Origin of the sequence: Streptomyces sp. NPDC004629, from assembly GCF_042873595.1 — a bacterium.
In the GTDB taxonomy this organism is placed as follows: Bacteria; Actinomycetota; Actinomycetes; order Streptomycetales; family Streptomycetaceae; genus Streptomyces.
The window spans coordinates 52,334-72,657 of sequence record NZ_JBIALO010000027.1; the positions used below are offsets into that span (position 1 = coordinate 52,334).

At 71.1% G+C, this 20,324-nt stretch carries 19 protein-coding genes; 11 read left to right on the forward strand and 8 right to left on the reverse strand.

What is annotated here, in order from left to right; genetic code table 11:
* Nucleotides 1-8: 8 nt before the first annotated feature.
* From atpA to ACFYTE_RS32260, 5 genes are all read left to right on the forward strand, one after another.
* The gene (gene atpA / locus ACFYTE_RS32240; RefSeq protein WP_388718273.1) at nucleotides 9-1,601 is read left to right on the forward strand and encodes a F0F1 ATP synthase subunit alpha; all 1,593 of its coding nucleotides are present in this window, start codon (nucleotides 9-11) and stop codon (nucleotides 1,599-1,601) included.
* A gap of 21 nt (nucleotides 1,602-1,622) precedes the next feature.
* Nucleotides 1,623-2,537 (forward strand): F0F1 ATP synthase subunit gamma, encoded by a 915-nt coding sequence (locus ACFYTE_RS32245; RefSeq protein WP_388718276.1) that lies wholly within the window; start codon nucleotides 1,623-1,625, stop codon nucleotides 2,535-2,537.
* Nucleotides 2,538-3,974, forward strand: coding sequence for a F0F1 ATP synthase subunit beta (gene atpD / locus ACFYTE_RS32250; RefSeq protein WP_388718279.1), 1,437 nt, complete (start codon nucleotides 2,538-2,540; stop codon nucleotides 3,972-3,974).
* Between the two features lie 139 nt (nucleotides 3,975-4,113).
* The gene (locus tag ACFYTE_RS32255; RefSeq protein ID WP_351739899.1) at nucleotides 4,114-4,488 is read left to right on the forward strand and encodes a F0F1 ATP synthase subunit epsilon; all 375 of its coding nucleotides are present in this window, start codon (nucleotides 4,114-4,116) and stop codon (nucleotides 4,486-4,488) included.
* Nucleotides 4,489-4,647: 159 nt separating this feature from the next.
* The gene (locus ACFYTE_RS32260) at nucleotides 4,648-5,094 is read left to right on the forward strand and encodes a DUF2550 domain-containing protein (protein ID WP_388718284.1); all 447 of its coding nucleotides are present in this window, start codon (nucleotides 4,648-4,650) and stop codon (nucleotides 5,092-5,094) included.
* Nucleotides 5,095-5,191: 97 nt separating this feature from the next.
* Here ACFYTE_RS32260 and ACFYTE_RS32265 read toward each other — a convergent pair whose 3' ends face one another.
* The 3 genes from ACFYTE_RS32265 to ACFYTE_RS32275 form a co-directional block, all read right to left on the reverse strand.
* Nucleotides 5,192-7,012 (reverse strand): glycosyl hydrolase family 18 protein, encoded by a 1,821-nt coding sequence (locus ACFYTE_RS32265; protein ID WP_388718287.1) that lies wholly within the window; start codon nucleotides 7,010-7,012, stop codon nucleotides 5,192-5,194.
* Nucleotides 7,013-7,166: 154 nt separating this feature from the next.
* Nucleotides 7,167-7,808, reverse strand: coding sequence for a response regulator (locus tag ACFYTE_RS32270; protein WP_388718290.1), 642 nt, complete (start codon nucleotides 7,806-7,808; stop codon nucleotides 7,167-7,169).
* Nucleotides 7,805-8,974 (reverse strand): sensor histidine kinase, encoded by a 1,170-nt coding sequence (locus ACFYTE_RS32275; RefSeq protein WP_388718293.1) that lies wholly within the window; start codon nucleotides 8,972-8,974, stop codon nucleotides 7,805-7,807. Before ACFYTE_RS32275 ends, ACFYTE_RS32270 begins: the two co-directional genes overlap by 4 nt.
* Before the next feature lie 152 nt (nucleotides 8,975-9,126).
* Between ACFYTE_RS32275 and ACFYTE_RS32280 the strand changes: the two genes are divergently transcribed.
* Nucleotides 9,127-9,690: a hypothetical protein gene (locus tag ACFYTE_RS32280; protein WP_388718296.1), complete on the forward strand. Its 564-nt coding sequence runs from the start codon at nucleotides 9,127-9,129 to the stop codon at nucleotides 9,688-9,690.
* A gap of 29 nt (nucleotides 9,691-9,719) precedes the next feature.
* Here the strand turns inward: ACFYTE_RS32280 and ACFYTE_RS32285 are convergent, their stop codons facing one another.
* The gene (locus ACFYTE_RS32285) at nucleotides 9,720-10,292 is read right to left on the reverse strand and encodes a cob(I)yrinic acid a,c-diamide adenosyltransferase (RefSeq protein ID WP_388718299.1); all 573 of its coding nucleotides are present in this window, start codon (nucleotides 10,290-10,292) and stop codon (nucleotides 9,720-9,722) included.
* 230 nt (nucleotides 10,293-10,522) lie between these two features.
* Between ACFYTE_RS32285 and ACFYTE_RS32290 the strand changes: the two genes are divergently transcribed.
* The 3 genes from ACFYTE_RS32290 to ACFYTE_RS32300 all read left to right on the forward strand — a co-directional run bounded on the left by ACFYTE_RS32290 (nucleotide 10,523) and on the right by ACFYTE_RS32300 (nucleotide 14,790).
* Nucleotides 10,523-11,371 carry a 3-hydroxyacyl-CoA dehydrogenase family protein gene (locus ACFYTE_RS32290; RefSeq protein WP_388718303.1) on the forward strand — a complete coding sequence of 283 codons (849 nt, stop codon included), beginning with the start codon at nucleotides 10,523-10,525 and terminating at the stop codon, nucleotides 11,369-11,371.
* A 201-nt stretch (nucleotides 11,372-11,572) separates the two neighbouring features.
* Nucleotides 11,573-11,896 carry an STAS domain-containing protein gene (locus ACFYTE_RS32295; RefSeq protein ID WP_007499006.1) on the forward strand — a complete coding sequence of 108 codons (324 nt, stop codon included), beginning with the start codon at nucleotides 11,573-11,575 and terminating at the stop codon, nucleotides 11,894-11,896.
* A gap of 320 nt (nucleotides 11,897-12,216) precedes the next feature.
* Nucleotides 12,217-14,790: an ATP-binding protein gene (locus tag ACFYTE_RS32300; RefSeq protein ID WP_388718307.1), complete on the forward strand. Its 2,574-nt coding sequence runs from the start codon at nucleotides 12,217-12,219 to the stop codon at nucleotides 14,788-14,790.
* A gap of 60 nt (nucleotides 14,791-14,850) precedes the next feature.
* On the opposite strand, the gene nucS is transcribed toward ACFYTE_RS32300, so the two are convergent.
* Entirely contained in the window at nucleotides 14,851-15,531 is a 681-nt protein-coding gene (gene nucS / locus ACFYTE_RS32305; RefSeq protein ID WP_388718310.1) for an endonuclease NucS, read from the reverse strand.
* A gap of 299 nt (nucleotides 15,532-15,830) precedes the next feature.
* Here nucS and ACFYTE_RS32310 point away from each other — a divergent pair, with 299 nt between their 5' ends.
* Nucleotides 15,831-16,223, forward strand: coding sequence for an SCO5389 family protein (locus ACFYTE_RS32310; RefSeq protein ID WP_388718313.1), 393 nt, complete (start codon nucleotides 15,831-15,833; stop codon nucleotides 16,221-16,223).
* A 93-nt stretch (nucleotides 16,224-16,316) separates the two neighbouring features.
* Here ACFYTE_RS32310 and ACFYTE_RS32315 read toward each other — a convergent pair whose 3' ends face one another.
* Complete coding sequence (locus ACFYTE_RS32315) at nucleotides 16,317-17,345, reverse strand: LLM class flavin-dependent oxidoreductase (protein ID WP_388718316.1); 1,029 nt, start codon at nucleotides 17,343-17,345, stop codon at nucleotides 16,317-16,319.
* 210 nt (nucleotides 17,346-17,555) lie between these two features.
* Between ACFYTE_RS32315 and ACFYTE_RS32320 the strand changes: the two genes are divergently transcribed.
* Nucleotides 17,556-17,897 carry an ATP/GTP-binding protein gene (locus tag ACFYTE_RS32320; protein WP_388718319.1) on the forward strand — a complete coding sequence of 114 codons (342 nt, stop codon included), beginning with the start codon at nucleotides 17,556-17,558 and terminating at the stop codon, nucleotides 17,895-17,897.
* Between the two features lie 46 nt (nucleotides 17,898-17,943).
* Here ACFYTE_RS32320 and ACFYTE_RS32325 read toward each other — a convergent pair whose 3' ends face one another.
* Nucleotides 17,944-18,834, reverse strand: coding sequence for an ABC transporter permease (locus ACFYTE_RS32325; RefSeq protein WP_388718322.1), 891 nt, complete (start codon nucleotides 18,832-18,834; stop codon nucleotides 17,944-17,946).
* On the reverse strand, nucleotides 18,831-20,222 hold the full coding sequence (locus ACFYTE_RS32330; RefSeq protein ID WP_388718325.1) for an ABC transporter ATP-binding protein: 1,392 nt from the start codon (nucleotides 20,220-20,222) through the stop codon (nucleotides 18,831-18,833). The genes ACFYTE_RS32325 and ACFYTE_RS32330 overlap by 4 nt, the downstream gene beginning before the upstream one ends.
* Between the last annotated feature and the right edge of the window lie 102 nt (nucleotides 20,223-20,324).

Sequence of the window (20,324 nt, forward strand, 5' to 3'; positions counted from 1 at the left end):
GAACCCAGATGGCGGAGCTCACGATCCGGCCGGAGGAGATCCGGGACGCGCTGGAGAACTTCGTCCAGTCGTACAAGCCGGACGCGGCCTCGCGCGAGGAGGTCGGTACGGTCACCCTTGCCGGCGACGGCATCGCGAAGGTCGAGGGCCTGCCCTCGGCCATGGCCAACGAACTGCTGAAGTTCGAGGACGGCACCCTCGGCCTCGCGCTGAACCTGGAAGAGCGCGAGATCGGTGCCATCGTCCTCGGTGAGTTCAGCGGCATCGAGGAGGGTCAGCCGGTGCAGCGCACCGGTGAGGTCCTCTCCGTCGCGGTCGGTGAGGGCTACCTCGGCCGCGTCGTCGACCCGCTCGGCAACCCGATCGACGGTCTCGGCGAGATCGAGACCGACGGCCGTCGTGCCCTCGAACTGCAGGCCCCCACGGTCATGCAGCGCAAGTCGGTGCACGAGCCGATGGAGACGGGCTACAAGGCCGTCGACGCGATGACCCCGATCGGCCGCGGCCAGCGCCAGCTGATCATCGGTGACCGCCAGACCGGCAAGACCGCCCTGGCCGTCGACACGATCATCAACCAGCGCGACAACTGGCGCTCCGGCGACCCGAACAAGCAGGTCCGCTGCATCTACGTCGCCATCGGCCAGAAGGGCTCCACCATCGCGTCGGTCCGCCGCGCGCTGGAGGAGAACGGCGCGCTGGAGTACACGACCATCGTCGCCGCCCCGGCGTCCGACCCGGCCGGCTTCAAGTACCTGGCGCCCTACACCGGCTCGGCCATCGGCCAGCACTGGATGTACCAGGGCAAGCACGTCCTGATCATCTTCGACGACCTCTCGAAGCAGGCCGACGCCTACCGTGCCGTGTCCCTGCTGCTGCGCCGCCCGCCGGGCCGTGAGGCCTACCCGGGTGACGTCTTCTACCTGCACTCCCGGCTGCTGGAGCGCTGCGCCAAGCTCTCCGACGACATGGGTGCCGGCTCGATGACCGGTCTGCCGATCGTCGAGACCAAGGCCAACGACGTGTCGGCGTTCATCCCGACCAACGTCATCTCCATCACCGACGGCCAGTGCTTCCTGGAGTCCGACCTGTTCAACGCCGGTCAGCGGCCGGCCCTGAACGTGGGCATCTCGGTCTCCCGCGTCGGTGGCTCCGCCCAGCACAAGGCGATGAAGCAGGTCTCCGGCCGGCTCCGCGTGGACCTCGCCCAGTTCCGTGAGCTGGAGGCGTTCGCCGCCTTCGGTTCCGACCTGGACGCCGCGTCCAAGTCCCAGCTGGAGCGCGGTCAGCGCATGGTCGAGCTGCTGAAGCAGGACCAGTACCAGCCGATGGCCACCGAGGACCAGGTCGTCTCCGTCTGGGCCGGCACCACCGGCCGGATGGACGAGGTGCCGGTCGCCGACATCCGCCGCTTCGAGAAGGAGCTGCTTGAGTACCTGCACCGCAAGGAGCAGGGCCTCATGACCTCCATCAGGGAGGGCGGCAAGATGTCCGACGACACGCTGGTGGCCGTGGCCGACGCGATCGCGGACTTCAAGAAGCAGTTCGAGACCTCCGACGGCAAGCTGCTCGGCGAGGACGCTCCGGCCGCTGCCGCCAAGTGACGTAAGGAAGGGACCTGACTCATGGGAGCCCAGCTCCGGGTCTACAAGCGTCGCATCCGATCCGTCACCGCGACCAAGAAGATCACCAAGGCGATGGAGATGATCGCCGCCTCGCGCGTCGTCAAGGCGCAGCGCAAGGTGGTGGCCTCCACGCCGTACGCGCAGGAACTGACCCGCGCGGTCACGGCGGTCGGCACCGGTTCGAACACCAAGCACCCGCTCACCACGGAGGCGGAGAACCCGACCCGTGCCGCGGTCCTGCTCCTGACGAGCGACCGCGGTCTGGCCGGCGCCTTCAACTCCAACGCCATCAAGGCGGCGGAGCAGCTGACCGAGCGCCTGGAGCGCGAGGGCAAGCAGGTCGACACGTACATCGTCGGCCGTCGCGGGCTGGCCCACTACAACTTCCGTGAGCGCAAGGTCACGGAGTCGTGGGCCGGTTTCACCGACGAGCCGACGTACGCGGACGCCAAGAAGGTCGCGGAGCCTCTGATCAAGGCCATCGAGCAGGACACGGCGAACGGCGGTGTGGATGAACTCCACATGGTCTTCACCGAGTTCGTGTCGATGATGACGCAGACGGCGCTGGACGCCCGACTGCTGCCGCTGCGCCTCGACGAGGTGGCGGAGCAGCGGCCCAGCGGCGAGATCCTTCCGCTGTACGACTTCGAGCCCTCGGCGGAGGACGTCCTCGACGCCCTGCTGCCGCGCTACGTGGAGAGCCGTATCTACAACGCGCTCCTCCAGTCGGCCGCTTCGAAGCACGCCGCCACGCGGCGCGCGATGAAGTCGGCCACCGACAACGCGGGCGAGCTGATCAACACGCTCTCCCGGCTTGCCAACGCGGCCCGCCAGGCCGAAATCACCCAGGAAATCAGCGAGATCGTCGGTGGCGCGAGCGCCCTGGCCGACGCGACCGCGGGGAGTGACCGATAAATGACCACCACTGTTGAGACCGCGACGGCTACGGGCCGCGTCGCCCGGGTCATCGGCCCGGTCGTCGACGTGGAGTTCCCCGTCGACGCGATGCCGGACATCTACAACGCCCTGCACGTGGACGTCGCCGACCCGGCGAACGAGGGCGAGAGGAAGACGCTGACCCTGGAGGTCGCCCAGCACCTGGGTGACGGCCTGGTCCGTACCATCTCCATGCAGCCCACCGACGGTCTGGTCCGCCAGGCCCCGGTGACGGACACCGGCTCCGCCATCTCCGTCCCCGTCGGCGACTTCACCAAGGGCAAGGTGTTCAACACCCTCGGTGAGGTGCTGAACGTCGGCGAGACCTACGACGGCGAGCGCTGGCCGATCCACCGCAAGGCGCCGAACTTCGACGAGCTTGAGTCGAAGACCGAGATGTTCGAGACGGGCGTCAAGGTCATCGACCTGCTCACCCCGTACGTCAAGGGCGGCAAGATCGGCCTGTTCGGCGGCGCCGGCGTCGGCAAGACGGTGCTCATCCAGGAGATGATCTACCGTGTCGCCAACAACCACGACGGTGTCTCCGTGTTCGCCGGGGTCGGTGAGCGCACCCGTGAGGGCAACGACCTCATCGAGGAGATGACCGACTCGGGCGTCATCGACAAGACCGCCCTGGTCTTCGGTCAGATGGACGAGCCCCCGGGCACCCGTCTGCGCGTCGCGCTGGCCGGCCTCACCATGGCCGAGTACTTCCGTGACGTCCAGAAGCAGGACGTGCTGTTCTTCATCGACAACATCTTCCGCTTCACGCAGGCCGGTTCCGAGGTCTCCACGCTGCTCGGCCGCATGCCGTCCGCGGTGGGCTACCAGCCGAACCTGGCCGACGAGATGGGTCTCCTCCAGGAGCGCATCACCTCGACCCGCGGTCACTCGATCACCTCGATGCAGGCGATCTACGTCCCCGCCGACGACCTGACCGACCCGGCCCCGGCCACCACCTTCGCCCACCTCGACGCGACGACGGTGCTCTCCCGTCCGATCTCCGAGAAGGGCATCTACCCCGCCGTGGACCCGCTGGACTCCACGTCCCGGATCCTGGACCCGCGCTACATCTCGGCGGACCACTACGGCGCCGCGATGCGCGTGAAGACGATCCTGCAGAAGTACAAGGATCTCCAGGACATCATCGCGATCCTCGGCATCGACGAGCTGGGCGAGGAGGACAAGCTCGTCGTCCACCGGGCCCGTCGTGTGGAGCGCTTCCTGTCCCAGAACACCCACGTCGCCAAGCAGTTCACCGGCGTGGACGGCTCGGACGTGCCGCTCGACGAGTCGATCGCCGCGTTCAACGCGATCTGCGACGGTGAGTACGACCACTTCCCCGAGCAGGCGTTCTTCATGTGCGGTGGTATTGAGGACCTCAAGGCCAACGCCAAGGAGCTGGGCGTCTCCTGAGCCCCCGTGCTCGTCCGAGAGGGGCGCGGACCCATCCCTTGCGGGGCGGGTCCAGCCCCTCTCTCCGCGCCCATGAGAGCCCATTAGAATTGACCCCACACCCGGCACCTCCGCCGGGTGGTGACCCGAGGAGCCACCCTTGGCTGCTGAGCTGCACGTCGAGCTGGTCGCCGCCGACCGTAAGGTCTGGTCCGGTGAGGCAACCCTGGTCGTCGCGCGCACCACGTCCGGCGACATCGGCGTCATGCCCGGTCACCAGCCGCTGCTCGGTGTGCTGGAGTCGGGCCCGGTGACCATCCGTACGAGTGATGGTGGAACGGTCGTCGCCGCGGTGCACGGCGGTTTCATCTCGTTCGCGGACGACAAGCTGTCGCTGCTGGCCGAGATCGCCGAACTGTCGGACGAGATCGACGTCCAGCGCGTGGAGCGGGAATTGGAGCGCGCGAAGGCGGAAGGCGATGCCGTCGCCGAGCGACGTGCGGACGTCCGCCTGCGTGCGGCGACGACGCGCTGACCGAGGACGCCTCCCAGTCCTCTAGGCTCTGGGGGAGCGTCGTGCGATGACGTCACTCAGCCGCGGCCGGTACCGGAGCAATCCGGTACCGGCCGCGGCTGAGGCAGATGTGGGTGATTTTTCCGTTCCGTTACCTAGGAGACGAGGAGGTCGGTGCCGATGGTCCTCGCTCTGACTGTGTGCGGAGTCGTGGTAGCGCTCGTGGTGGTGGGGCTGTTCCTGTTCGGACTGCGCCGCCGGCTCATCCAGCGCTCCGGGGGGACGTTCGACTGTTCGCTGCGCTGGGACGTGCCGGAGAAACCCGACACCAGCGGCAAGGGATGGAGCTACGGCGTCGCCCGCTACAACGGCGACCGCATCGAGTGGTACCGCGTCTTCTCCTACGCCTACCGTCCGCGTCGCGTCCTGGAGCGTTCCGCGATCGAGGTGGCCGGCCGCCGGGTCCCGGAGGGCGAGGAGGAACTGGCCCTGCTCTCCGACGCGGTGATCCTGGCCTGTGCCCATCGCGGCACCCGCCTCGAACTCGCCATGAGCGAAGACGCGCTGACCGGTTTCCTCGCGTGGCTTGAAGCAGCCCCGCCCGGCCAACGGGTGAATGTGGCCTAGCCGCATTCACCCGTTGGGTGGGGCCCCGGACGAGGTCCCAGGAAGCGTCAATACCGCTCACTGCCCGTTGTTCCGGCGAACCTTCTTGCGAGCAGCCTTACGACAGGCCGGTGTTGACGGCGCTCACCAGCTCACCGTTGCTTGTGTCACCGCTGAACTCCCAGACGAACGCGCCGCCCAGACCCTGGGACTTGGCCCACGCCATCTTCGTGGCGATGGTCGCCGGGGTGTCGTACGACCACCAGTTGCTGCCGCACTTTGCGTACGCCGTGCCCGCGACGGTGCCGGTGGCCGGGCAGGACGTCTTGAGCACCTTGTAGTCCTCGATGCCCGGTTCGTAGGTGCCCGCCGCCGGTCCGGTGGCCGTGCCGCCGGGGGCGTCCTGGGTGACCCCGGTCCAGCCGCGTCCGTAGAAGCCGATGCCGATGAGCAGCTTCTTCGCCGGCACGCCCTGCGCCTTGTACTTGGCCATCGCGTCGGCGGTGGTGAAGCCGGCGGTCGGGATGCCGCTGTAGGAGGTGAGCGGGGAGTGCGGGGCCGTCGGGCCCTGCGCCGCCCAGGCGCCGAAGAAGTCGTACGTCATCACGTTGTACCAGTCGACGTACTGCGCAGCACCCGCGTAGTCGGTGGCATCGATCTTGCCGCCGGAGGAGCCGTCGGCCGTGGTGGCCGCGGTGACCAGGTACTTGGCGCCGAACTTGGCCCGCACCGCCGACATCAGGTTCTTGAAGGCGTCCCGCCCGCTGCTGTCGCAGCTCAGGCCGCAGGCGTTCGGGTACTCCCAGTCGATGTCGATGCCGTCGAAGACGTCGGCCCAGCGCGGGTCCTCGACCAGGTCGTAGCAGGACTGCGCGAAGGCCGCCGGGTTCTTGGCCGCCTCGGTGAAGCCGCCGGACCAGGTCCAGCCGCCGAAGGACCACAGCACCTTGAGGTTCGGGTACTTGGCCTTCAGCTGCCGCAGCTGGTTGAAGTTGCCGCGCAGCGGCTGGTCCCAGGTGTCGGCGACGCCGCTGACCGACTGGTCGGCGGTGAAGGACTTCTCGTAGTCGGCGAAGGAGTCGCCGATCGCGCACTTGCCGCCGGTGACGTTGCCGAAGGCGTAGTTGATGTGCGTGATCTTGGCCGCGGAGCCGGACGTCACCAGGTTCTTGACCTGGTAGTTGCGGCCGTAGATGCCCCACTCGGTGAAGTAGCCGAGCTTGACCTTGTCGCCGGTGGGCGGCTCGGTGGTGCCCCCGGTGGTGCGCACGGCGACCGCGCCGCCGGCCGGGCCGGTCTGGTCGGCGGTGTCGCGGGCCCGGACGCTGTACGAGTAGTCGGTGCCCGCGGTCAGGCCGGTGTCCGTGTACGAGGTGGTCGTCACGGTGGCGACCTTGGCGCCGTCGCGCAGCACGTCGTAGTTCTTGACGCCCTTGTCGTCGGTGGCCGCCGACCAGGACAGCTTCACCGAGGTGTCGGTGATGCCCGAGGCCGTCGGGGTGCCCGGCGCGGACGGCGGGTTGTCGCCCGGTACCGTGGTGCCGTCACAACTGCCGCCGTTCAGCTTGCAGTTGGCGGGGGAGCCGGAGCCCGCGCCGTTGAAGCCGAAGGAGACCGAGGCGCCCGGGGCGAGGGTGCCGTTGTAGGACTTGTTCTTGGCGGTCCAGTGGGTGCCGGAGGATGTGACGTCCGCGTCCCAGGAGGAGGTGACGGACGTACCGGAGGGGAAGTCCCAGTCGATGGTCCAGGAGCTGATGGTCGTGGTGCCGGTGTTCTTGACGGTCCACTTGCCCTCGAAACCGGTTCCCCAGTCCTGGGTCTTGGTGTAGGTGGCCGTGGCGGTCTCGGCCGCCTGGGCGGGACCGGCGAGGCCGACCAGTCCGGCGAGGGGGAGCAACAGGGTCGCGAACCCTGCCGCGGCTCTGTGTCTGAAGCGCATCGCGCGCCTCCTCTTCTGTTGTCGGCCACCAGGGCGCCAGAACCGGTGACCGGGGTGTCGGGGCATGACTTGAGCCTTCACGCCCACAGTGCCGCGAGAATAGAAAGGTCTGGACCACGGGTCAATAGGTCTGGACCACTACGCCTGTGGTCGGTCAGATCCCCAACTCCTGTGCCAGCACCGCGGCTTGCACCCTGCTGCGCAGCTCCAGCTTGGCCAGCAGACGGCTCACATGGGTCTTCACGGTCGCCTCGGCCATGGCGAGCCGCTCCCCGATCGCCGCGTTGGACAGCCCCTCACCCAGACACGACAGCACCTCACGTTCCCGTCGCGTCAGCGCCTCAAGCGCCGCCGGATCGGCCGTCGTCCGGCGCACCGGCCGGGCGGCGAACTCGGCGATCAGCCGCCGGGTGACCGCCGGAGCGACGATCCCCTCCCCGCGCGCCACCGTGCGCACCGCCGACAGCAGGTCCCTCGCGTCGGTGTTCTTCAGCAGGAACCCGGCGGCCCCGGCCCGCAGCGCCCCGAACACATACGCGTCGAGGTCGAACGTGGTCAGCACCAGCACATCGGCGAGCCGCTCCCCGACGACCTCGCGGGTCGCCGCCACCCCGTCCTTGCGGGGCATCTGAATGTCCATCAGCACCAGGTCCGGCCGCAGCTCCCGGGCCAGCTCCACCGCCCGCTCGCCGTCCGCCGCCTCGCCCACCACTTCGATGTCGGGCGCGCTGCGCAGGATGAGCACCAGCCCGGCGCGGACGGCGGACTGGTCCTCGGCGACCAGAACACGGATCATTCGGGGTCTCCTTCGGTCACGGGAAGGGTGGCGCGCACGGTCCACACGGTGCCCTCGGGGCCGGCCTCGAAGCCGCCGCCCAGCAGCACGGCCCGTTCCCGCATCCCGATGAGTCCGGCCCCGGAGCCGGGCGCCCGAGGGCCCTGCGGACGGCCGTACGGGCTGCTCACCCGCACGTCCAGGACGCCGTCACGCTGGACGAGGCGGACGGTGACCCGCCCCGGACCCGCGTGTTTGAGCGCGTTGGTCAGGGACTCCTGCACGATCCGGTAGGCGGCCAGCTCCACGGGGGCCGGGACCCGGTCGTGCCCGGTGTCGAGCGTGACGTCGAGGCCGTTGGCGCGGGCGCCGTCGACCAGGGTACCCAGGCCGTCCAGCGTGGGGGTGGCGAACGGCTCGTCGTCGGCGTGGTCCCGCAGGATCCGGATCAGCCGGCGCATCTCGGCCAGCCCCTCGACGCTGTTCTCCCGGATCACCCCCAGCGCCGCCTTGGAGGTTCCGGGGTCGTCGATCGACAGTGCGGCGGTGGAGTGGATGGCGATGGCGGACAGATGGTTGGCCACCAGGTCGTGCAACTCGCGTGCCATCCGCGCCCGTTCCGCGGTGACGGCCTGGGTGCGGTCCATCTCGGCGAGCAGCGCGGTCTGTTCCGCGCGCAGCCGCGCCGCCTCGGCCGCGTCCCGGTGGTTGCGCACCACCCAGCCGGTCGCGGCCGGCGCGAAGGCGACGACGCCCACGCCGACCCCGATGAGCATCCCCTGCGGATCGCGCCAGAGCGCCGCCGGCACCACCCCGCCGAGCACGGTGAGCAGCCCGGTGATCCACGGGATGCGGCGGGCGGCGGCGGGCGTGCCGTACAGGACCGCCGCGTACACCAGGTCCGTGTAGAGCACGATCGTGGCGATGCTGCCCCGGGTCAGCAGGTCCGCGACCACCGCGACCGTGCCGATCAGCAGGCCCAGGCCGGGCCGGATGCGGCGCAGCGGCTCGCAGGCCGCCGTCACGGCCAGCGGCACCAGGGGCGCCCAGTACCCGGGCCACAGGACCAGGTCGTCCGACATGACTCTGGGGAAGATGCCGACCGCCCACAGCAGCAGCCCGCCCAACCACCCGCCCACCGCGATGCGCAGGTCGTCGCGGTGCGGGAGGGGCAGGGTCGGGGCCATGGCCCCATCCAACACGGCCCGCGGGCGGCCCGCTTCTTCCCGGGGGAGTGTCCGGCACTGCATCTTTCGATGTACTGAGAGTTCGTCGCCGATGACGACGAAACGGGCGGCCCGGGCCGGAAGACTGGAGGGGTGAGCGAGGGGAGCGAACCGTGATCGTCGGGTTGATCATCGCCTGTGAGGTGGCGTTCTGGGTGCTGCTGGCGGCCGGGCTGGCCTTCCGGTATCTGCTGCGGATGCCGCGCACCGGCCTGGCGCTGCTGCTGTGCGAGCCGCTGCTGGAGATCGTGCTGTTCACCGTCACGGCGATCGACCTCAAGAACGGGGCGGAGCCGGACTGGCGGCACGGTCTCGCGGCCGTCTACATCGGCTTCACGGTGGGCCTCGGGCACGCCACGATCAAGTGGGTCGACGCCCGGGTCGCCCATCGCTTCGCGGGCGGGCCGCCGCCGGTGAAGCCGCCCAAGTACGGCATGGCCCGCGCCGTCCACGAGTGGCGGACCGCGGGCCGCTGGATCCTCGCCTCAGCGGTCGCCATCGCGCTGTTGCAGGCCGCGGTCTGGTACGTCGGCTCCGACGGCGGGACCGGATCGCTGCGGGCCTGGCAGCTGAGGATGGTGTGGCTGATCGGGATCAACGTGGTGATCGCCGCCAGCTACACCCTGTTCCCCAAGCGCGCACCCGCCGGGCAGCGGGATTCCGCCAAGCTGCCCTGAGCGCGCCCGCGCCCCTCGGGGCGAAACGGCTAGCGCTCCCCGCCCGGTACCCACAGCACGTCGCCGGTCTCCTGGTTCGCCGTGCGGGCCAGGATGAACAGCAGGTCGGACAACCGGTTGAGATAGGTCGCGGTGAGCGGGTTCATGGTGTCGCCGTGCGCCTCAAGGGCCGTCCAGGTCGAGCGCTCCGCGCGGCGGACGACCGTGCAGGCATGGTGGAGCAGGGCGGCGCCGCGGGTGCCACCCGGCAGGATGAAGGAGCGCAGTTTCGTCAGCCGCTCGTTGAAGCGGTCGCAGTCGGCCTCCAGCCGGTCGATGTAGAACTGCTCGATCCGCAGCGGCGGGAACTCGGGGTTCTCCACCACCGGGGTCGACAGGTCCGCGCCCACGTCGAACAGGTCGTTCTGCACCCGGGTCAGGACCTCGACGACCTCCGCGTCGAGATCGCCCAGCGCGATCGCCGTGCCCAGCACCGCGTTCGCCTCGTTGGCGTCGGCGTACGCGGCGATCCGCAGGTCGGTCTTGGCGACCCGGCTCATGTCACCGAGGTTCGTGGTGCCCTGGTCGCCGGTCCTGGTGTAGATGCGCGTCAGATTGACCATGTGGCCAATCTAGACGCTGCCTCCACGCATGCCGAGGGCGTGCCCGGCGCAGGACGGACGGCCCCGGCCCGCCCGCATCGGTCCGGCACGGACGTGCGTGGCGCGGGGAGCCGGAATCCATGCGTTCCGGACTGTGAGGAGGATCGCCGATCAGCGGCCGTACAGCCCCGTACGGGCACTGCTAGGGTCCGCCGGAGAGGCAATCTGAACAGTGCGTAAGGGGAGTCGGAGTGGCACGGAAGCTCGCCGTCATCGGGGCCGGTCTCATGGGGTCCGGCATCGCCCAGGTCTCCGCGCAGGCGGGTTGGGACGTGGTTCTGCGTGACGTCACCCACGAGGCGGTGGAGCGTGGCACCGACGCGATCAGGGCCTCGTACGACAAGTTCGTGGGCAAGGGGAAGATGGCGGCGCAGGACGCCGACGCCGCACTCGCCCGCATCACCGCCACCACCGACCTGGACGCCGCGGCGGACGCCGACGTCGTCGTCGAGGCCGTCTTCGAGAAGCTGGACGTCAAGCACGAGATCTTCCGCGCGCTCGACAAACTGGTGCGCCCGGACACCGTGCTCGCCTCCAACACCTCCGCCATCCCCATCACCAAGATCGCGGCGGTGACCGAGCGCCCGGAGCGGGTCGTCGGCGTGCACTTCTTCTCGCCGGTGCCGATGATGCAACTGGTCGAACTCGTCCGCGGCTACAAGACCAGCGACGAAACCCTCGCCACCGCACGGGAGTTCGCCGAGTCCGTGGGCAAGACCTGCATCGTCGTCAACCGGGACGTGGCCGGCTTTGTCACCACCCGGCTGATCTCGGCGCTCGTCGTCGAGGCGACCAAGCTGTACGAGTCGGGCGTCGCCACCGCCGAAGACATCGACCTGGCCTGCAAGCTGGGGTTCGGCCACGCCATGGGCCCGCTCGCCACGGCGGACCTCACCGGCGTCGACATCCTGCTGCACGCCACCAGCAACATCTACACCGAGTCCCAGGACGAGAAGTTCGCGCCGCCGGAGCTGATGCGCCGGATGGTTGACGCCGGTGACATCGGACGCAAGAGCGGGCAGGGCTTCTACACCTACTGACCTCCGGCCGACCTCTGGCCGACCTTCCGGCTGACCTCCGATCGAGCAGCCTCGCCGAGACCGCACCGACCCCTGAGATATCACCCTCAAGGGTGAATTCGGTATCGGTTCGCTGACAGACGGCAACCTGGTCGCCGCTGAAGCAGTCAGACGGTGCACAGCACCGTCCGACTACGCCGCCGCACTCACGGGGAGCGCATTATGCACATCAGGGGCGACCACGCCGAGCTGGTCGTCGGGGGCCGCCTCGACGTCCGCAGCGCGGCGGACGCCCGTACGGTCCTGCACTCGGCCGTCGACGACGGAGTCGGCGACCTGGTCCTCGACCTGTCCGAACTCGACTCCTGGGACGCCACCGGGCTCGGGGTGATCATGGGAGCGCACCGGCGGGCCGGCCGCTGCGGTCGCCGCCTGGTGCTGCGCGACGTACCGCCCCAGATGCAGCGCCTGCTCGTCGCCACCCGGCTGCACCGGATCCTGGCCATCGAGGGGGGCATCGGAGTCGAGTCCCTGCCCCGGGTGTGACGCCGCGATCGGGTGTGACGCCGCGATCGGGCGCGACGCCGCGATCGGGCGCGAACCGGGCGAGGGGGAAGACCCGGGCAAGGGGAAAGACCCGGGCGCAGCCCCTGGAACCGCACGTCGTGCGCAATCCTCACTGGACCGTGACGTCTCGGGCCGACCGGTACCCCGGCCTGTCGTAGATACTGTGCCAAGGATTAAGGTTCGGTCGCCCGCTGCCATGCGACCCTCAAGCGGGCCCGGACCAGAGGCGACAGCGCGGTGTGCAGCAGGCCGGGAGGGGCCGGACAGGGGCACACGACGCTTTTGGGGGGCTTGAACCCATGGACCCGACCAACCCGGAACCCGAGGACCACGGCCACGAAGGCACCGGCCACATGCCGCGCCCGCGTCCGCCCCGGGAATCCCTCACACCGGACTTCGGCCAGAGCACACCCGCGCTCGCCCGCACGGTGCGGCTCGTCTCCGGTGACTTCCTGCTCACGGTCAATCCCGTCGACGGCAGTGAGATAGAGCCCTGCCCGCCGCGGGAGCGGCCCGGCCGGCCGGTGAAGTCCACCGCGGCCGAGCGCGCCGAGTCCGAGCGGGCCGCACGGCCGCCCGTGCCGCCGGGACCCGCGGGACCCGTGCTGCCGCTGCTGGAACGCCAGGACGAGCGCGAGCGCCTGCTGCGGCTGCTGGCCCGCGGTCGCTCCGTACGCCTCACCGGGCCCTCCGGGTCCGGCCGCACCTCTGTGCTCGACCTCGTCGCCGAGGACTGCGCGGACCTCGCCCCCGACGGCGTGGTCCGGCTGAGCGGCTTCCACCGCACGGCGGGCGAGCTGCTGTACGACCTCTTCCACGCCGTGTACGACGCGCCCGGATACCGGCCCGAGCGGGACGAACTGCTCGGCCTGGTCGCCGAGATCGGCGCCGTCGTCGTCCTCGACGACATCGAGTTCGGCGGTGCCGCCCTCGACGAACTGATCGGATCCACCCCCGAGTGCGCGTTCCTGATCAGCGCCACCCCCGAGGTGCCGGCACCGTCCGCCGACTCCACCGTCGAAGAGGTCTTCCTCGGCGGCCTGGACCGGGTCGGCGGCGTGGAACTGCTGGAGCGCGCCGTAGGCCGGGCCCTCACCGAGGAGGAGGCCAACTGGGCGGGCGACCTCTGGTTCGAGTCCGAAGGGCTGCCCCTGCGCTTCGTCCAGGCCGGCGCCCTGCTGCGACAGCGCGACCGGCTGCGGGCCAGCGCGGGCGCCGTGGACGAGTTCGGGGTCTTCGAGGACGTACGGCCCGCCTCCCCGCTGTCGGCGTCCTCCGAACGGGGCGGCGGCCCCGTGCCCTTCGACGCGGACGCCGAGGACGGCGAGGAGGCGCCCCTGCCGTCGCTCGGCGAGGCGGCGGCGCCCGCGCCGCTGCTCGCCTCCCGGCTGAGCGCCTCGGCACGCGCCACCCTGCGGCTCGCCGTCGCCCTCGGCGGCGAGGTGCCGCACCAGGCGCATCTGCCCGCCCTGGCCGGCGACACCCACGCGGACGCCGCGCTCGGTGAACTCGCGGGCTGCGGACTGGTCTCCCCGGTCGGCTCCCGCTACCGCCTCGCGGCGGGCGTGCAGACCCAGTTGGAGGCCGCCGGCTACGCCGACGACCTGGTCGCCGAGGCCCTGACCGCCGCCCGGCACTACGCGTGGTGGGCCGGTCACCCCTCCGTCACGCCCGAGCGGGTGTGCGCCGAGGCCGACGCCGTGCTCGCCGCGCTGGCCGTTCTCGTGCCGCGGACCCCGCCGGCCGTCGAGGACGAGGAGAGCCCCGCCGTCGGGCTCGCCCGCACGGCCGCGCCCGCCTTCGCCTCGGGGCTGCACTGGGGCGCCTGGGAACGGGCGCTGCGGTCCGGCGCCGAGGCCGCGAGGCTCGCCGGGGACGTGGCCGAACAGGCGTACTTCCACCACGAGTTGGGCGTTCTCGCGCTGTGCGGCGGTCAACTGGACCGGGCCCGCGCCGAACTGGAGGCGTCCATCGGTCTGCACGGCGCCCTCGCCGACAAGCGGGGCGCCGTGGCCGGCCGCCGCGCCCTCGCCCTGGTCGCCGACCGCGCGGGCGATGCGCCCGGGGCCGGTGCGCCCGCGGGCGGTGCCGGCTCGGGCGAGGAGGCACCTGCCGGCCGCCGCGACCAGTCCGCCGCGCCGCCCGGCGGTGTCCCCGCCGGCTTCTCCGCCGCGGTCCCGCCGGTCGGCGACACGGTCGTCACCCACCGGATCGCCACTCCGGGCCCGGCGCCCGCGCCGGGGCCCCGGGGCGGGCTGCGCCGGCTGGCCCGGCGCAACCTGGTGGCCGCCGGTTCCGGCGCGCTGCTCGCGGCCGTGCTCGGCACGGTGGTGACGCTCGGCATGACGTCCCACGACAGCGCCGACGACCCGTCCGGCAAGGCCGACGTCAACCCGTCGGCCGGTCAGGGCGCCGACGACGGCGCTCCGGGTGCGGACACACTCAAGGACGACAGCGGCGACACCGGCACGGCGACCAGCAGACCGACCGACCCGGGTCCCGACGGCACGCTCGGCACCTCCGACGACCCGACGCCGCCCCCGCCCGCGGCCACGACCGGGCCGTCGGACGACCCGACCGGGACGCGGCCGGGCGATGACGGCACGTCGGGTCCGTCGTCCAAGCCGCCGACCGGTGAGCCGTCGACGTCGAAACCGCCGACGTCCAGGCCGCCGACGTCCAAACCGCCCACGACACCGTCGACCTCGCAGCCGCCGCCCTCCGAGTCGCCGACCTCACAGCCGCCGGAGTCCTCGCCGTCCACGTCCGACTCGGCCAGCGGTCCCGCCTCCAGCGCGCCGGCGGAGGCGAGCAGTTCGGCGAGCGCGCCGGACGGCACGGGCTCGCCGAGCGGCCCGGACTCCGTCATCTGACACGCGGCGGGCCGGATCCGCCGCCCCGGATCCGGCCCGCCGCGCGCTCTCGCGTGCCCGTCAGAACAGCCGCAACTTGTCGTCCTCGATGCCCCGCAGGGCGTCGTAGTCCAGCACCTGGCAGCCGATGCCGCGGTCGGTGGCGAGGACCCGGGCCTGGGGCTTGATCTCCTGGGCGGCGAAGATGCCGCGGACCGGGGCGAGATGCGGATCGCGGTTCAACAGCTCCAGATAGCGCGTGAGTTGCTCCACGCCGTCGATCTCGCCGCGCCGCTTGATCTCGACGGCGACGGTCTGTCCCGCCGCGTCCCGGCACAGGATGTCGACCGGACCGATGGCGGTCATGTATTCGCGGCGGATCAGCGTGTAGCCGTCGCCGAGCGTCTCGATGCGGTCGGCGAGCAGTTCCTGGAGGTGTGCTTCCACGCCGTCCTTGATCAGGCCGGGGTCCACGCCGAGTTCGTGCGAGGAGTCGTGCAGCACCTCCTCCATCGTGATGATGAGCTTCTCGCCCGCCTTGTTGATGACGGTCCAGACACTCGCGGAGCCGTCGCAGTCCCCCGTCTCCTCCTTGAGCGTGCAGGGCGGGGACATCCAGTTGAGGGGCTTGTAGGCCCGGTCGTCCGCGTGGATGGAGACGCTGCCGTCCGCCTTGACCAGGATCAGACGGGGAGCGGAGGGAAGGTGGGCGGTGAGCCGTCCGGCGTAGTCGACGGAGCACCGGGCAATGACGAGACGCATGGTCGGCAACGCTACTCGACGCGCCCCGATGCCCGCGATTCGCCCGCCGGCACCGCCTCGCCCCCGCCGGCCGCCTTTGGGGCGGGTCGTCCCGCTTGCCATGTAAAGAGTTGTTCATCCCTGGCCGATTGTGCGCCCAATCCGATCGGCCCATGTACGCATTCTGCTGGTGCCGTCACCGACCGTTGCCTACCGTAGTAAACGGGAGGTCGCGGCATGTGTACTCAGCGTGTCCGTCATCGCGAACTCCCTGACCTGTCCGGCAACCCCTGCACAGCGGGGGTGCGAGAGGAGAACTCATGTCGCTCGACGTCTCACCGGCCCTACTCGAACAGGCCGAGCGAGGCGAGGTCGACGAAGCCGATTTCGTCGACTGCGTCCGGACCTCCCTGCCCTACGCGTGGGAGATGATCAGCTCCCTGGTGGCCCAGCTGAAGGTGGACGGCGGAGAGTTCGCCGACAACCAGACGCCCCCGCCGGACGAGCAGGCACGCGGTCAGCTGCTGCGTGCGCTCGCGAGTGACGCGATACGCGGCGCGCTGCAGCGGCACTTCGGTGTGCGGCTGGCCTTCCAGAACTGCCATCGGGTGGCGGTGTTCCCGCTGGACGGCGCGGTCGACGAGACGTTGGCCCGTTTCACCTCGGTGCGCAGCCAGTTGCTCAACCAGTCGCCCGAACTCCGGGACTGCTGACGGTGTGAGCCGCTTGCTTGCCGCCCCGCCCGCGGGAGGTGCCATCAGTTCTGGGGCGGCAAGCTCCCCGCTCGGCACGGAGTCCGCACCGCGTCAGCGGAGTTGCGGCAGTACCTCGGTGCCCAGCCGCCGTACGTTCTCCTCCGTCGTCGCGAGGTCGCCCGAGCCCTCGACGAGCAGGGCGAAGCGGGAGATGCCCGTCCGCTCCGACGTCGCCGCGAGCCGGTCCGCGCACAGCCGCGGGGTGCCCACCGGATGCAGCCCGCAGAGGAGTTCGGTGTAGGCGAGGGGATCGCGCATCGCGCGCACCCGGCCGTCCACCGTCACATGCGCTTCCAGTCCCTGTTTCAGCCACCCGGGCATCGCCTTCAGCAGCGTCTCCACTGCCTCGCTGCCCCGGTCGGCGATCTGGCAGACGCCCGCCGACACATGGGCGGCACCGGCGATCTCGTCGGCGGACCGTCCCGCCGCGCGCGCGTGCCGCCGCCACAGGGCGACCATCTCGGCCTTCTCCTCGTCCCCGGCGTGCATTCCCAGCAGCATCGACAGCCCGTGTTCGGCCGCCAGCCGGACGCTCGCCGGGGAGGTGCAGGCCACCACGACCTCGGGGCCCGGAGCGTCCGTCAGCGCCTCCGCGGGGCGCGGCACGACCGGGACCTCACGGAAGGCGAACCGCTCGCCCGAGGCCGCGACCGCCGGTTCGCGCAGCCAGCGCACCAGCAGATCGAGTGACTCCGGGAAGCCGTGCTCGTACGCGGCGAGACCCGAGCCGAACACCTCCAGGTCCACCCAGGGGCCGCCGCGTCCGACACCCAGTGTGAAGCGCCCGCCGCTCGTCACATGCAGCAGCGCGGCCTGTTCGCCGAGGGCGACCGGATGGACCGTGGGCAGCACGCTGACCGCCGTGCCGACCCGGATGCGGCTGGTGCGGCCCAGCAGCAGCGCCGCCAGGGTGATCGCGGACGGACAGGTGCCGTACGGCACGAAGTGGTGCTCGGCCAGCCAGACCGCGTCGAGCCCCGATTCCTCGGCGACCTGCGTCGAGCGAACGGCCCGGTGCAGCGCCTCCCCCTGGCCCTGCCCCGGGAACTGGGCGGCCAGCACAAAACTTCCAACTTGCATTGCGTTTCCTGCTTTCCTGGCTCCCCCGCCCGGCATAACCCCCTGACACGTGCCGAGGACACGGTCTCGCGACGGGATTTGCCGATTGTCTGCAGAATGCAGGGCTGCGGTGGGCGACTTGTGTGCTTTGGCAACCCTTCGCGTACCCCCGTGCGGGCCGCGTAGGCTGGACACAGCCCCTGCATCCTGTATAGCCCCGTGAGGTGTCCCGTGTCCCCGCGTCGCAACCGGCCCAAGGACCCCAAGGGCGCGACCTCGTCCGGCCGGAGCGCCGAGGACGACCGCGCCGGCCGCTACGGCGGCTGGCAGTCCACGGAGCAATGGCAGGGCGAGAACTGGAGCGTGCGCCATGTCGCCGGGGCCAGCGTGGAGGGCAAGACCTACCGCTGCCCCGGCTGCGACCAGGTCATCCCCTCCGGCCTCCCGCACGTGGTGGCCTGGCCGGAGCACTCGGGCGTCGACGACCGCCGCCACTGGCACAAGGCCTGCTGGAACGCGAAGGACCGCCGCACCACACGGGCGCAGCGGTCCCGTAACGCACCGCGGTTCTAGGCCCCCTCGCCCCACGCGCGTGCGGGCCGGGCGGCGGCGAGCGGGGTCAGACGTCGCGCTTCTCCAGGAGAAGGCAGGCCGCGCCGAACGCGACCGCCGTCACACCCAGGGCGATCCACAGCGGGTCCCAGCCCGACGGGCCCGAAGTGCTCAGCGAGTTGGCGTAGAAGACGCTCAGCTGGTTCGGGATCGAGTACTCGAACAGCGCCTCGCGCAGCTTCTCCAGCGACGACGAGAACATGAACAGGGCGATCACCAGCGGCGCGAGCAGGGCACCGATCATGATGGTGATCGCGCCCGCCGAGTGCCGGATCATCGAGCCGACGAGCAGCGAGAGCAGTCCGAGCAGCGCGATGTACAGGCTGACGCCCACCGTGCCCTTCAGCCACTCCCCGCCGGACGGGGTCCGGGCACCGGGGAGTCCGTCCAGCATGGACGTCTGCGCCAGGGCGACGACGGAGGTGGCCACCAGCGTGACGACGAAGGCGACGACGAAGAACACGAGCGCCTTCGCCGCCAGCACCCGCACCCGCGAGGGGCAGGCCGTCGTCGTCGTACGGATCATGCCGGTGCCGTACTCCGACGCGGTGGTCAGCACGCCCAGCGTGATGATGCACATGCTGCCGAGCAGCAGTCCGAAGAAGCCGAGCGCCAGCGGGTTCTCGTCGGACATTTCCGAGGACGTGCCGCTGACCAGCGCCCCGGCCAGCAGACCGATGCCGATCACGAGGAGGACGAACACACCGAGCGTCCACATCGTCGAACGCACCGACTTGATCTTCGTCCACTCGGAGGTGACCGCATGCCCGAGGTGGGTGCGCACCACCGGGATCGGCGAGGTGTAGCCGGGGAACGGGCCGCCCGGGGCCGGCCGCCAGTCGGTCGCGTCCATGGCCGCCTGCGGCGCCTGGGGCATCGGGGGCTGGTGGGTGCTCATCGGGCGTCCTCGGGCTTGGTCGGGTCGGCGGAGACGGGAGCGGCGGCGGGCGCCGCGGACTGCACCGGCTCGGCGGCCGGCGCCGCGGGCTGGGCGGGCGCTCCGGCCGCCGGGGCGGGCGCGGCGGCCGGCTGGGCCGGTGTGCCCGTGGCGGGCGGCGCCTGGGGCGGCTGCGGGGCCGGCTGGGCGTACGGGTTGGGCTGCCCCGTGCCGGGCGCCGCCGCGGGCGCGGCGCCGTACGGGTTCGGCGCGCCCGCCGGGGCGCCGTACGCACCCGCGGGCGCCTGCTGCCCGCCGTAGGGCCCCGCGGGCGCCCCGCCCGGCGCCTGCTGCCCCGGCGGCATCGCGAACGGCTGACTGCCCTGCTGGGGCGGCGGCGGGGCGTACCAGCCCGGCTGGCCCTGGCCCGGCACCGGCATCGGCGGCTGCGCGCCCGGCGGCAGCGGCTGCTGGAGCCCGGCCTTCTGGTCGATGGTGGAGCGGTAGTCCACGGCGCCCTGCGTCATCCGCATGTACGCCTCCTCCAGCGACGCCTGGTGCGGCGACAGCTCCCACAGCCGCACATCGGTCTCGTGCGCCAGCTCGCTGATGCGGGGCAGGGGCAGCCCCGTCACGCGCAGCGCGCCGTCCTGCTCCGGCAGCACGTGCCCGCCCGCCTCGGTGAGCGCGGAGGTCAGCTTCTCGCGCAGCTGGGGTTCGGTGTCCGGGGTCCGCACGCGCGCGAAGTCGGCGGAGTTGGCCGAGATGAAGTCCGTCACACTCATGTCGGCGAGCAGCTGCCCGCGCCCGATGACGATCAGATGGTCGGCGGTCAGCGCCATCTCGCTCATGAGGTGGCTGGAGACGAACACCGTCCGCCCCTCCGCGGCGAGCGCCGTCATCAGATTGCGCACCCACAGGATGCCCTCGGGGTCGAGCCCGTTGACCGGTTCGTCGAACAGCAGCACCTGCGGGTCGCCGAGCAGCGCCGCTGCGATGCCGAGCCGCTGCCCCATGCCGAGCGAGAAGCCCTTGGAGCGCTTTTTGGCCACGTCCTGGAGGCCGACGACACCGAGCACCTCGTCCACGCGGCGGGCCGGGATACCGGACAGCTGGGCCAGGCACAGCAGATGGTTGCGGGCGTGCCGGCCGCCGTGCACCGCCTTGGCGTCGAGCAGCGCGCCCACCTGACGGGCGGCGTTGGGCAGCTTGCGGTAGGGGTAGCCGCCGATCGTCACCGAGCCCGCGGTGGGGTTGTCCAGACCCAGGATCATCCGCATGGTCGTCGACTTCCCCGAGCCGTTCGGCCCGAGGAAGCCGGTGACGGCCCCCGGCCGCACCTGGAAGGAAAGATTGTGGACGGCGGTCTTGTCGCCGTAGCGCTTGGTCAGGCCGACAGCCTCGATCATGCTCCGGTCCCCATCGGAAGGTATGCCTCGAACAGTTCAGGACAGCGGGGCACACGCCCCCGTAAGGGTTAGGAGCTTATCCGGGCGCTGACGGTTCCGCCC